The organism is Rhizobium sp. Leaf371 (genome assembly GCF_001424045.1).
Taxonomy (GTDB): domain Bacteria; phylum Pseudomonadota; class Alphaproteobacteria; order Rhizobiales; family Rhizobiaceae; genus Ferranicluibacter.
In genome coordinates, this window is record NZ_LMQB01000012.1 from 474137 (window position 1) to 486834 (window position 12698).

10 protein-coding genes are annotated in these 12698 nt (G+C 65.1%); 4 read left to right on the forward strand and 6 right to left on the reverse strand.

Annotated features, from left to right (window positions below; genetic code table 11):
* Positions 1-6 precede the first annotated feature (6 nt).
* From ASG39_RS10160 to lptF, 4 genes are all read right to left on the reverse strand, one after another.
* A complete protein-coding gene (locus ASG39_RS10160; RefSeq protein ID WP_062594848.1) occupies positions 7-972 on the reverse strand; it encodes a peptidylprolyl isomerase in 966 nt (321 codons plus the stop codon).
* Positions 973-1164: 192 nt separating this feature from the next.
* On the reverse strand, positions 1165-3498 hold the full coding sequence (locus tag ASG39_RS10165; RefSeq protein ID WP_062594849.1) for an LPS-assembly protein LptD: 2334 nt from the start codon (positions 3496-3498) through the stop codon (positions 1165-1167).
* Positions 3498-4574, reverse strand: coding sequence for an LPS export ABC transporter permease LptG (gene lptG / locus ASG39_RS10170; protein ID WP_062594850.1), 1077 nt, complete (start codon positions 4572-4574; stop codon positions 3498-3500). Before lptG ends, ASG39_RS10165 begins: the two co-directional genes overlap by 1 nt.
* Before the next feature lie 4 nt (positions 4575-4578).
* Positions 4579-5748: an LPS export ABC transporter permease LptF gene (gene lptF / locus ASG39_RS10175; RefSeq protein WP_062594963.1), complete on the reverse strand. Its 1170-nt coding sequence runs from the start codon at positions 5746-5748 to the stop codon at positions 4579-4581.
* Positions 5749-6148: 400 nt separating this feature from the next.
* Between lptF and ASG39_RS10180 the strand changes: the two genes are divergently transcribed.
* From ASG39_RS10180 to ASG39_RS10190, 3 genes are read left to right on the forward strand one after another with little or no spacing between them, the layout of a single operon-like run.
* On the forward strand, positions 6149-7636 hold the full coding sequence (locus ASG39_RS10180) for a leucyl aminopeptidase (protein ID WP_062594851.1): 1488 nt from the start codon (positions 6149-6151) through the stop codon (positions 7634-7636).
* A 26-nt stretch (positions 7637-7662) separates the two neighbouring features.
* Entirely contained in the window at positions 7663-8124 is a 462-nt protein-coding gene (locus ASG39_RS10185; RefSeq protein ID WP_062594852.1) for a DNA polymerase III subunit chi, read from the forward strand.
* On the forward strand, positions 8121-8564 hold the full coding sequence (locus tag ASG39_RS10190) for an OsmC family protein (RefSeq protein ID WP_062594853.1): 444 nt from the start codon (positions 8121-8123) through the stop codon (positions 8562-8564). The genes ASG39_RS10185 and ASG39_RS10190 overlap by 4 nt, the downstream gene beginning before the upstream one ends.
* Positions 8565-8622: 58 nt before the next feature.
* Here ASG39_RS10190 and ASG39_RS10195 read toward each other — a convergent pair whose 3' ends face one another.
* On the reverse strand, positions 8623-9552 hold the full coding sequence (locus ASG39_RS10195) for a Gfo/Idh/MocA family oxidoreductase (protein ID WP_062594854.1): 930 nt from the start codon (positions 9550-9552) through the stop codon (positions 8623-8625).
* A gap of 169 nt (positions 9553-9721) precedes the next feature.
* Between ASG39_RS10195 and ASG39_RS10200 the strand changes: the two genes are divergently transcribed.
* Positions 9722-10576 carry a GNAT family N-acetyltransferase gene (locus tag ASG39_RS10200; RefSeq protein ID WP_062594855.1) on the forward strand — a complete coding sequence of 285 codons (855 nt, stop codon included), beginning with the start codon at positions 9722-9724 and terminating at the stop codon, positions 10574-10576.
* A 6-nt stretch (positions 10577-10582) separates the two neighbouring features.
* Here the strand turns inward: ASG39_RS10200 and ASG39_RS10205 are convergent, their stop codons facing one another.
* A complete protein-coding gene (locus ASG39_RS10205) occupies positions 10583-12646 on the reverse strand; it encodes a prolyl oligopeptidase family serine peptidase (protein ID WP_062594856.1) in 2064 nt (687 codons plus the stop codon).
* Between the last annotated feature and the right edge of the window lie 52 nt (positions 12647-12698).

Below are 12698 nucleotides of genomic sequence, written 5' to 3' on the forward strand. Positions count from 1 at the left end.
GTCCGGTTACTTCGTGACGATCTGCGCGCGCTTGCGCAGTTCTTCCATGTATTTCACGCTATTGGGGTCTTCGCCGCCCTTCTGCTTGCCGAGATCCTCGGCGCGGAAGACGACTTCGGCAGCCAGATCGTCGGAGACCTGGCGCTTCTTGCAGATGCCGAGATATTCGACGCCCTTTTCGGTGACGCGGGTCGTGGTCGTCTTGCCGTCGCCGGCCTTCTCGACCAGCGGACGCCAGTCCTCGGGAATTTCCTGCACCATCATGCGGCCGAGATTGCGGATGGAGACGTCGCGCATCGTCGCGGCGAAGGTTTTTGCATCGTCGCAGCCCGGATAGGACGCGCGCGAGGCATTGGCCTCGGCCTGCCGCTTGCCGATGATGGCGTTGCGCTTGGCGGCGGGCACCACGAAGATCACCTGCTGCAGGAAGTATTCGGTGGTCACCGGCTTGGTGCCGCCATTTTCCTGCATGCGGCGCACCAGTTCCTCGTTCGACAGGCGTCCGCCGCCGCTGCCGAAGCGCACGCGGACCGCGCGCGGCCAGCTCATGGACACCGCAACGAAACCCTTGAAATGGTCGAGGCCGACGCCGGCCTGCGAGAGAACCTGGGACAGCTGGGCGATGGTCAGCTTGTTGCCCGCGGCAAATCGCTGAACCGCGGCATCGACTTCATCGGTGCTGACGGACTGCTGGAGACGCAGCACTTCGGCGCGCTTCAGAGCTTCGTCGATCATCTGCTCGCGCGCCGTGCTCGGGTTCTGCCGCTGCAGCTTCAGGAAGGCCGCGCGCTTGGCGATATCCCCGGTCGTGATCACGGTTCCGTTGACGACGACGGCCACCGCCGTGCCCGAACCCGCTGCGGCAGCGGGCAGGGTGGTCGGAAGGCAGAGCGCACCGGCAAGCAGACCCGCCCGCAGGATACCGGCCACCATTCGCACTGACGATCGCTTTTCGACGGTTCTGTTGCCCATCAGACATCCCCTTCAGAGCGAGCCGCACGGTGAGGGGACTCGCAACGCTCCATGAAGCGCCCTGCCAGCGGCCGCGCTTGTTTCCCGCTGGATGCATAAACCATGCGGCCGAATGATGACAAGCCCGCAATATGGCGGGAATGCAGCCGCCATGGCGGCCGCATCCCCGTTGACGTCGCATGCCCGCTGCCGTCAGTCCAGCGCGTTGAACGAGCTGTCGCCCACATTGATGTCGCCGAGCGTGCGGAACGAGATCCGCGCACCGATCGACCAGTCATTGGCCAGCGCCTGGTCCGGGTCGCGCTCGTTCTTGTAGACGAGCGAGAACAGCGTGTCCTGGTCGTCATAGGTGATGCCGAGGCCGTTGCGGGTGACGAGGCTGTTGTTGATGTCGTAGGTGACCGAGCCGAACACCGACCAGTATTCGCGGAAGCGCCAGGCGGCCGCCGTCTGGATTTCATCCTGGTCGAAGGGCGAGCCGTAGGTCGGCTGTGCCTTGATGCTGGTATAGGTGATGGCCGACTGCCAGGAGATGCCCTCGTAGCCGACGGCAAAGTCCGTCCGGCGCAGATCGAGGCTCTTCTCGTCCAGCCGTCCGCTCAGGCTTGCCGTGAAGCCGGAGGGCGCGTCGATGCCGAACATGCCGACATAGTCGGACCGGTCCGTCTCGAGGCCGCTATCAGCCCCCACCTTCACCAGATCGTCGGTCGCAAACGAGTTGACGCCGCCGAGGTGGAAGGACTGGCCGACGATGCTGCGAACGCCGTAGCCATTGCCGAGCGTTCCCGTGTAGCGCATGCCGAGATTGGCGCGCGAGCCGCCCTCGATGCGGTCGAAGCCCGAGAACTTGTCGCGCTCGAACAGGTTGGTCGCGTCGAACACGAAGCTCTGCGCGTCCTCGTTCGGAAGGCTGCCCGGATTGCTCTCGTCCGGACGGACATAGACCTGCGCGATCGGCTCGAAGATGTGGCTGCTGTTGGCGGTCGCCATCAGGATCGGATAGCGCGCCTCCAGCCCGGCCGTCACCATGCCGCGCGTCGAGGCGTCGTCACCATTGTAGTCGCCGGTATAGGTCGGGCCGGGATTGTTCATCGTCAGGCCGAGGATATCGCCCCGCGCCGCCAGAAGCGGCGTCAGCGACAGGCCGCCGGGCACGATGAAGGTCTTCTTCCACTCGGCTTCCGCCGACAGGCGATGCGCCGTGCCTTCGAGACCGCGGAACCGGTCGACGCCGAACACGTCGACGGAGTCTTCCCGGTTGCGATTGACGTTCGTCAGATTGACCGTGGCCGAGAGTTCGCCGCCGGCAACCGCCTGAGGCGCCGTGTAGTCGTAATCGAGAACCTGGGCATAGGCCTGCTCCCGCTCGGCCACGCTGTCCGGATCGGCATCCTGGATGTCGAAATAGAAGGCGCGCAGGTCGAAGTAATTGCGCGCGCCGAGGCCGGTCAGATAGGCCTGGTTCGTATGCGTCGTGCCGTCGAAGGTCGAGAGCTCGTAGGTCTTGGCAAAATTGTTGTCGGTCTGGACGAGCACGTCCCAGCCGAACGACCAGCGCGGATTGATCTTGAAATCGCCGCGCGAGCCGACGAGACCGCGCTCCGTTTCCAGCGCATCCACGGTTCCTTCCGTGAACGAGCCGCGGTTCATCTGGCTGATGCCCGCCATGCGGAGCACATGCTGGCCGGTTTCGAACTGCTGGCGGAACTCACCTTCCAGCAGAAAACCCTGCCGCGAAAGGCCCGTCGCCGTCACGGTCGCGTCCATGGTGGGCGAGATCGCCCAGTAATAGGGAACGCTGACGCCGGCGCCGAGCTTCTGGGTGTAGCGGAATTTCGGGAACAGGAAGCCGCTCTTGCGCTTCACCGTGCCGTCGGGAACCTCCAGAACCGGCAGATAAAGAATTGGCTTCCCGAACAGCTCGAAGCGCGCGTTTTCCAGCCGCACCGTGTGCGTCTTGCCGTTCTGGATGATGCGCTGCGCCTTGATGTGCCAGAGCGAGCGATAGTCCGGATTGGTCGCGCAGGGCGTGCAGGCGGTGTAGACCGCCTGGTTGAGGATGATCTCGTCGCCATTGCGTCGCTCGCCGTTCACGGCGGCAAGCTTGGTCAGGTCGGTCGTCTCGACGCGCATGGTCTCGATGAAGCCATCGGCGAAATTGTCCGTGACGTCCATCTTCTCGGCATAGATCTTGTTGCCGCTCGGCTCGATCAGCTCGATTTGTCCGGTCGCGACGATACGGCCGGTCTTCTGGCTGTATTCGACCTGCTGGGCGACCATCTGGTAGCCGCCATAGTTGATCTGCACGCCGCCGCGCACGATGACGCGCTCGGCATCGCGATTGTATACGAGCTCGTTTGCCGACAGCACCATCTTGGCATCGTCGGGCAGCTTGGGTGCAAGCGTCGTCGGCGCGGACTGGGCCCAGGCCGAGCCGGATGCGACGGGGGATACGGAAAGGCATGCAACGCTGGAAAGCAGTACGGCCGCCAGTAGCCTTGTATGATTGCGGTCACAGCCCGCCACTAGCCATCCTCCTGATGCAACAAAATCGTGGACCCCAGCGCCATCGCGACAACAACCGGCAACCAGGCTGCAACGAACGGAGGCAAGATGCCGCTGCTCCCAAATGCTCTGACCAGTACGGTCACGACATAAAGCACGAAGCCTGCCAGGATTCCACCGAGAATTACCGAACGCGACTGGTGGAAGCGGCTGAATTTCAGCGACACGCTTGCAGCGATCAGCGTCATGGCGACGAGAAGGAGCGGCAGCGACAGCAGCGAGTGAAGCTGGGTCTGCATGCCATAGGTCGGAAACCCGAAGGATTTCGCGATCGAAATTTTATGTGGCAATTCGAAAAACGGAATGGATTCAACTTTATCAAGCGATTCCTGAACGAATTCCGCCTTCAGATTGGTCGGCAGTCGTGCCGTTTCGTAACGCTTCGGCAGCACACCGTTGCGCGTTTCGGTCACGCCGTTAAGCAACCAGTAACCGTCTTCGAGTTTTGCCGTGCGCGCATCCTGCCGGAAGACGATGCGGCCCTGCTTGTCGAGATGGATCACCGTGACCGTCACGAGCGTCCGGCCCTGGTCCTCGACGGCCCGCGCGCCGATGATGCTGTCGTCGTCGCCATAGATCTGGCGCAGCCACGGGATGGTCTTCGACCCGCGGGAGGACGAGCTGCCCCAGTTCGTTTCCAGAAGCTCGGCACTGCGCGAGCCCCAGGCGGCGATGGGGTTGAGGATCGCGACCGAGAGCGCGCCGAAGAGCAGGGCGCCGATCACGAAGGGCTGCAGGAACTGCCAGGCGGAAATGCCCGCCGCCCGCGTCACCACCAGCTCGTAGCGCCGGTTCAGCGCGATCAGCGTCACCATGCCGGCAAACAGCGCGATGAAGGGCACCGTCTGCTGCATGATCATGGGAATGCGCATGGCCGTCATGAGCAGCGCGCCGGCGAGCGAATAGCCCGGCAGGTTGGACATGCGGTTGGAAAGCTCGCTGAAATCGATGATGAAGACGAGCGAGAACACGCCGATGAGGAACCAGCCGATCGTCACCATGAAGCGGCGAAAGAAGTAGATCTTGAGCGTGCTCATCGGATCAGCGCGCCTCCCGGTCGGAATTGCCGAAACGCAGCAGGCGAATCCGGCCGGTCAGGTCGGCAAACTTCTCCTGGAAGGTCTTGGGAATCACAAGCCGCTTGTTGCTGGAGAGCTGGCGAATGCACAGGATCGTGGTGATCGCGGGGATGATGTACATCAACGGCACGAACAGTCCGGTATCCTCTGCCCCGTTTGCCGCATAGAAGGTCATCCAGCGGAACAGCAGCATCAGCAGCAAAGCGGTCGCCGTCGGGTGCAGGCGGGCCTCGCGGTGCGAGCGCGCGTCGCTGCTGACGACGAGGGCGATCAGCGCGAAGATGATCGGGAAGGTCCACTCCGTCAGCCGGCGGTGCAGCTCGGCGACATAGGTCTGCGGACGGCGCTGATAGTTGCTGTCGGCGGGGTCGGGATGCAGAAGCGTGAAGAGATCCTGGTCCTGGGCGCGCAGGGTGGCCGCGCCGACCTTGCGGGTCATCTCGGTCAGGTCGAAGGCGTAGCTGTCGAACTTGATGATGGAAACGCCGCCGTCCGGCAGCTTCCGGTGAACTTCGCCGTCCTTCATGACCAGGGCGGAACTCGCCTCGTCGATGGCGCCCTCGCGGGCATAATAGACGAACTCGACATTGGGGTCGCGCGCATCGCCGACGAAGATGCCGGTGAGAACGCCGCCGCCGCGCCGCCCGCCGATCTGGATGTAAAGGCCGTCCGCGATCTTGCGGAACGTGTTTTCCTGCACCACCGACGAGAGCAGGTCGGCATTGGCGCTCGCGATCATCTGGCGCACCTCCTGGCGCACCACCGGCTCCAGGAAGTTGTCGACGGTGAAGGAGATCGCGCTCACGGCAAGAGCCAGGCCGAGAATCGGTCGCAGGATGATGCCGCGGCTGCCGCCGGCTGATTCGATCACCGTCAGTTCCGAATCGCTGTTCATCGTCGCGAGCGCCTGGGTGATGCCGATGGCGAGCGCGAAGGGGAGGACGAGCGGAATGACGGTCGGAAGAATGAGGGTCGCGAGCTGGACGAACGCACCGATCGACTGGCCGGTATCGGTCACCAGATTGATGCGCTGCAGCGCCTGCGTGGTCCAGATGATGCCGAGAACCGGCAGCAATGCCGACAGGAACATCTGCACGACACGGCGGAAGATATAGCTTTGGAGAATGGTCATCGCAGCCTGTTCCGGGCGCAGGCCGGCGCGGACGGGTCCGTCCGGCGGGCTGCTCTGGCGCATGAGCGCTGTTGGGCTTTGATCATCATCGATATCGCAGTAGCCAAGTTACTGAGGGCCCGCAACGCTCACACCGTCATCGGCGTCTAGATTTTCCCATTTGGTGTCTTTTTGGTGACGCCTCGATCCGCGCCGGCGACGCTGTCGAACGGGCGCGTTTCGGGGCGCTGGCAACGGCGGAGGCAAACGGTCTGCGGGTTTCGCTTGGCCTTTGCGTTCCGTCACGCTACGTCGGTAGCGAAGACGCGATGAACGGTTGCCGACGTCGTGCCTGTGGAAAATCTTACCTTTGGGACGGTGCCCGGCTGAACGTCCGGGCTGCGGGAGAATCGGAGCGAAAATGGCCGGAATGTTCGAGATTGTCTTCAAGGAGCAGCGCAAGAAGACGGAAGGCACGGTCCTGTGCCTCGTCGCTGCCGAGCACGAGGCGGCGGGTGCCGCGACCGTCGATCCCGCCGGCATCATCCCGCGCGCCGCCAAGGCCGGGAAGTTCAAGGCGCGCGCTCTCTCCACGCTCGACATTCTCGCACCCGAAGGCTCGCCGGCCGACCGGATCCTGCTGCTCGGGCTTGGCGATCCGCAGAAGCAGACGGCGCACGACTGGCTGAAACTCGGCGGCACGGCGTCCTCCAAGCTGCGCGGCGCGGGCGAGGCCACGGTGTTCCTGGATGCGCCCGGCGTCGAGATCACGCCGAAGGCGGCCGCCGACTTCGCGCTCGGCATGGAGTTGAACGCCTATCGCTTCGACAGCTACAAGACGACGAAGAAGCCCGACGAGGAACCGACGCCGCAGCGCACGAAGGTAACGATCGTCACCGCGATCGCCGACGTGGCCAAGAAGGGCCTGTCCCTGTCCGAGGCCGTCTCGGACGGCGTCTTCATCGCCCGCGACCTCGTCAACGAGCCGCCGAATGCGCTCGGCCCGATCGAGTTCGCCGCCAAGGCCAAGACGCTCGAGGACCTCGGCGTCGAGGTGGAGATCCTCGGCGAAAGCGAGATGAAACATCTCGGCATGGGCGCTCTTCTCGGCGTCGCGCAGGGCTCCGTGCGTCCGCCGCGGCTCGTCGTCATGCGCTGGAACGGCGGCACGAAAAAGGAAAAGCCGGTCGCCTTCATCGGCAAGGGCGTCGTGTTCGATTCGGGCGGCATCTCCATCAAGCCGGGTGCCGGCATGGAGGACATGAAGGGTGACATGGGCGGGGCCGCCGCCGTCACCGGCCTCATGCACGTGCTGGCCGCCCGCAAGGCGAAGGCGAACGTCGTCGGCATCATCGGCCTGGTCGAAAACATGCCGGACGGCAACGCGCAGCGCCCGGGCGATATCGTCACCTCGATGTCGGGGCAGACCATCGAGATCATCAACACCGATGCCGAAGGCCGGCTCGTGCTCTGCGATGCGCTCTGGTACTGCAACGAGCGCTTCCAGCCGCGCTTCATGATCAATCTCGCCACGCTGACGGGCGCCATCATGGTCGCGCTCGGCAGCCATCATGCCGGCCTCTTCTGCAACGACGACGCGCTGGCCGCCGAGATCACGCAGGCGGGGCTCGCGACGCAGGAGCGGGTCTGGCGCATGCCGCTCGGCCCGGAATACGACAAGATGATCGACAGCAAGTTTGCCGATATGAAGAACACCGGCGGGCGCTATGGCGGCTCGATCACCGCAGCGCAGTTCCTCAAGCGCTTCGTCAAGGATACGCCCTGGGCGCATCTCGATATCGCCGGCACGGCCATGGGCTCGCCGAACGACGAGATCAACCAGTCCTGGGCCTCCGGTTACGGCGTGCGCCTGCTGAACGAACTGGTGCGCGCGAACTACGAGAGCTGAGCAACCCTGGAAGGCATGGCCCCGACGTGACGGACATCCTGTTCTATCACCTGACCGAATCGAAGCTGGAAGATGCCCTGCCGCCGCTGGTCGACAAGAGTGTCGAGCGCGGCTGGCGGGTCGTCGTCCAGACGGCGGACGAGGAACGGCGCGACAGGCTGGACGAACAGCTCTGGACCTTTCGGGAGGACAGCTTTCTCCCGCATGCCACCGATGAGGGCCCGCATGCCGCCGTATCGCCGGCAGACCAGCCGGTGCTGCTGACGACCGGCGACGGCAATGCCAACAAGGCGACCGTCCGCTTTCTGGTGGACGGCGCCGTGCCCCCGGATCTTACCGCCTACGACCGCGTCGTCTTCATGTTCGACGGCTACGACCAGCCGCAGCTGGAAGGCGCGCGCGCGCAGTGGAAACGGCTGAAGGGCGAAGGCCACGCGCTGACCTACTGGCAGCAGACGAGCGAGGGACGGTGGGAGAAGAAGGCGTGAGCGACGCGCCGGAAACGCCGCCGCTCAAGGCCCGCATCCGCCCGACGGGCGTCACCGCAAGCGTCGGCCGCACCGGCTTTCCGCATCTGACCAGCATGACCGGCGGTACGCTCGATATCGTCACCGGCGCCTCCCAGCCCGGCTTCAATCCCATCGATCTTCTCTACGCCTCGCTCTCCGCCTGCCTCGTGCTGAGCGCCCGCATCGCCGCGAGCCGCATGGGCATTCTCGGTGCGATCACCGATATCCGGGCGGAGGTCACGGGCGAAAAGACGAAGGACGAGCCAAGCCGCATCGCCCGCTTCGACGTGGTGTTCACGTTTTCGGGCGATCTGGATGCAGCCACCCGCCATCGACTGGCGGACGCCGCAGAGGAGATCTGCACCGTCAGCAACACGTTGCGGGGCGATGCCGCCTTCGACATCCGCCTGACGGATTGAGCGCAGGGCGAGGGCGGCCGGTTGATCGCAATCGACCGGCCGCGTCGCCCGGCCGATCTCAATCGTGAAACGCTTCGACCGTCTTGCGGCTGCCGAGCATGAAGATGTCGGCGATATGGCGCAGCGGCGCGACATCGACCTCGGAGCGACCCGAGCGGACAAGATCGTGGAAGCGGGCATAGAGCGTCGGATATTCCGTCTCCTGCTCATCGGCGCGCATGACGCCATCGACCGAAAGCCGCGCGCCGCCATTGCCGAGAATCATCGTTCCCGCATCGGTCTCGACGATGATGTCCCAGCGATCGTCGCTCGACTGGCGGCGCCAGTCCATGTCGGCGGTCACGGGAATGCCGGAGGCGCTCTGGAAATCGATCTGGGCGGCGATCGGCGCATCGCGGTTTTCGGGAATTTCGAGCGTCGAGCGGGTGACGAAGACCGGCATCGGCAGGATATGCGTCATGATCGAGAGGGCATTGATGCCGGGATCGAACACGCCGAGGCCGCCGGCTTCCCAGATCCAGTCCTGGTTCGGGTGCCAGCGCCGCACGTCCTCGTTCCAGAGGATATCGACGCGCGAGATGGTCTTGTCGGCGAGAAACGCCCGGGCCGGCTCGACCGCGGGTCCGAAGCGCGAATGCCAGCTGGTAAACAGCGTGACGTTCTTCTCCTTCGCCAGCGCTTCGAGAATCGCGACCTCGCTCAGCGTCGCACCCGGTGGCTTTTCCAGGAACACGTGCTTGCCCGCATCCAGCGCCTTGTGCGCGGCATCGAACCGGACCCGCGGCGGCATGCAGAGCGAAACCGCCTCGATCTCCGGCATGGCCGCCAGCATGTCTTCGATCGACGTGAAATTCTCGACGCCATCGACGCTGCCGTGCCGGCTTGCAGCGGCAACCAGCCGGTATCCGGGATTGTTGTGAATGGACGGCAGATGCTGATCGCGTGCGATCTTGCCAACGCCGACGACAGCAATAGAGATGGGGTTCATGGTGTTCCGCCAGATTGTATGACTTATGTCCGGCTTTGTACCAGAAAGGCCGGGGCGGGCAAGGCGCTCCGGCTGTCCGATAGGGACGCTTTTCGCGCCACGTCCCGAAAGGCGACGCCGGACCGGACCGGCCCGATCAACGCTTGCGGAAACAGACAGAGGAGATCGCATGGCCCCGACGATACGCACCGCCACCCGACCAGAGATCGACCAGATCATCGAATGGGCCGCGCGCGAAGGCTGGAACCCCGGTCTCGACGATGCGAGCGCCTTCCACGCGGCCGATCCGGACGGTTTCTGGGTGGCGGAGGAGGGCGGTGCGCTGGCCGCCGCGATTTCGGTCGTTCGATTCGGGCTCGATTACGCCTTCCTCGGCTTCTACATGGCCCATCCCGACTTTCGCGGCCAGGGGCTCGGCTATGCTCTGTGGCAGGCGGCCTTGTCCGCGCAGGGGTCGCGCATCGTCGGCCTCGACGGCGTCGTCGCCCAGCAGGCGAGCTACCAGCGTTCGGGCTTCGTCTATGCGCATGCCAACATGCGCTATGGCGGCACGCCGCAGGTCACCCCGCCGCCCGGCACGGATCTGGTCGAGGTCGCGCCGGTGCATCTGCCGCTGTTGGTCGCGTACGACGCCCGCTTTTCGCCCGCGCGTCGCAACGTCTTCCTCGCCCAGTGGCTGAAGGCGCAGCCGACCCGCCAGAGCGTGGCGCTGCTGCGCGGCACCGAGATCCAGGGCTATGGGACGATTCGCACCTGCCGCGAGGGCCAGAAGATCGGCCCGCTCTTTGCCGATACGGAGACCGGCGCCGATCTGCTCTTCCGGAAGCTGGTCGCGACCGGCCTGGAGATGGGCGGCGACGGTCAGATCTTCCTCGATATACCCGAGCCGAACGGGGCCGCAAAGGCGCTCTGCGACCGCTACAATCTCAAACCCGTGTTCGAGACGGCCCGGATGTATCGCGGCGCAGTGCCCGATCTGCCGCTCGCCCGCATCTTCGGCATCACGACCTTCGAACTCGGATAGGCTGCGTCACGCCTCCGGCGTCATGATGGTCTGCCGCAGGAAGCTGTAGCCGGTCGCGACGCGGGCGGCGGAGGCCGCCGTGTCGCCTTCGCCGCCATGGCCGCCGGAGGTGAACTCGTGGAAGACGGGATCGTGGCCGAGCTCTCGAAGCTGCGCGGCAAAGCGGCGGGCATGCGAGGGATGCACCCGGTCGTCATTGCTGGAGCTCTCGATATAGATTGGGGGATAGGCAACCTCCGCGGCCGGGCGCACCGCCTGCAGCGGCGAATAGGCCAGCATCGCCTCGCGGTCCTGCGCATTGTCGGGATCGCCGTATTCGTCCATCCAGGCGCGCCCGGCCGGAAACGTGTGGAAGCGCAGCAGGTCGAGCACCGGCACCTGGCACCAGACCGCGCCGAAAAGCGCAGGGTACCGCGTCAGCATGACCCCGGTCAGAAGCCCGCCATTGCTGCCGCCATTGCAGGCGATGTGCCGGGGCTTGCTGTAGCCGCGGGCGACGAGATCCTTGGCGATCGCCGCAAAATCCGCAAAGGCCCGGTGCCGCCCTTCGCGCTTGGCCGCGCGGTGCCATTCCGCCCCGAATTCGCCGCCGCCGCGGATATAGGCCTGCACATAGGCGCCGCCCTGGTCCAGCCAGCGCCCGGTCACGCCGGAGTAATAGGGCTGCAGCGGCACTTCGAAGCCGCCATAGCCATAGAGGAGCACGGGGAGGGCGCCCATCTCGAACTTTGCGGGCAAGACGAGCCGATACGGCACCGCCGTCCCGTCCTCGGACGTCGCTTCCAGCAGCAGGCTCGACATGCCGCTCGCATCGAAATAGCTGGGCGAGGCCGCGATGGGCTGAAGCACCAGCGGCCTCGTCCGGTCGGAAAGCGCGAGCCTGTAGAGCGTCGGCGGACGAAGGAAGCCCTGTCCGGACACGATCAGCGTGTCGTCGCCCAGATGCAGGTCGGAATAGAGCGGATAATAGGACAGCGTCTCCACGCCGTCGGGCAGCGTGAGCTCGAACGGCTCGGCCTCCGCATTGCCGAGATCGATCAGAAACAGGCGCGGCGTCATGTTGTCGGCGATGGTGAAGACGCACCAGTCGCGCAGCAGCGCGAAATCGGTGCAGAACCGGCGGTCCGACGGCGTGAACAGCACGCGCGCCGGGGATGGCGGACGGTCGCTGCCGAGGCGAACGGGCAATTCCTGCAGTACCAGCGAGCCGCTCGGAACGCGCTCGTCCGTCTTTGCCCGCCACAGGCAGAAGCGATGGTTGAAGCCGGCATCGCTCTCGCGCGGGATATCGACCGGCACCGGCGGTGCGGCGTTTTTCGAGATCACATGGCTCGCCGTGCCGATCGTGTGGACCGCCGTGAAGATCGCCAACCGGTCGTCTGCCGAGAGGCCATCGCTCTGCCCGGCCATCTCGGAGCCGTAGACCGTCGCATAAGCGGTCACGTCGCTGTCATCGGCGGCAAAGACCGGCTCGGCCGACGCCACATCCTGCCCCCGCGCCACGCGACGGCCGACCCGCGGCCAGCTCGACTGCGTGGCCGACGCCCGGTCGATCGAGCCGAAATAGAGGATGCTGTCGAGGCTTTCCCAGCTGGCGTGCGAACGCGCAAGCGGGGTCTCGAACCCACCCGCGACGAAGGAGAGGCTCTTGCAGTCGAATTCGCGAAAGAGGCGCAGGTCCGATCCGCCGTCCGAGAGCGACAGGAGAACGCGCGAGGGCTCCCACGGGCAGGTGACGGCGCCGCGCCAGATCCAGGTTCGCCCAGTCGTGGCGTTATAGGCGTCGAGATCGAACATTGTCTCCCACGCCGCTTCCGGCACGGGGGCCTGGTCTGCCGGCAGCCTCTGCCAGACGCCCATCGGGTTGCGTGCGGTCTTGCGAAACGTCGTCAGCCAGTCGCCGCGCCGGGTGAAGTGGATCAGCTTGTCTTCCCGCTCCATCATCGCCTTGAAGGCCGCGGCATCGGCCGCAAAGGCCTCGGTCTTCAAAGCCGCGTCCGAGCGTGCGTTCTCGCGCGCCACGAAGTCGAGCGTGCGGGCATCGTCGTCGGTCTCGAGGTAAAGGTGCATGGGGGTCTGCCTTTCCGTGGAAGCCGGTCTTAGGATATGAAAAGAAGGCGGA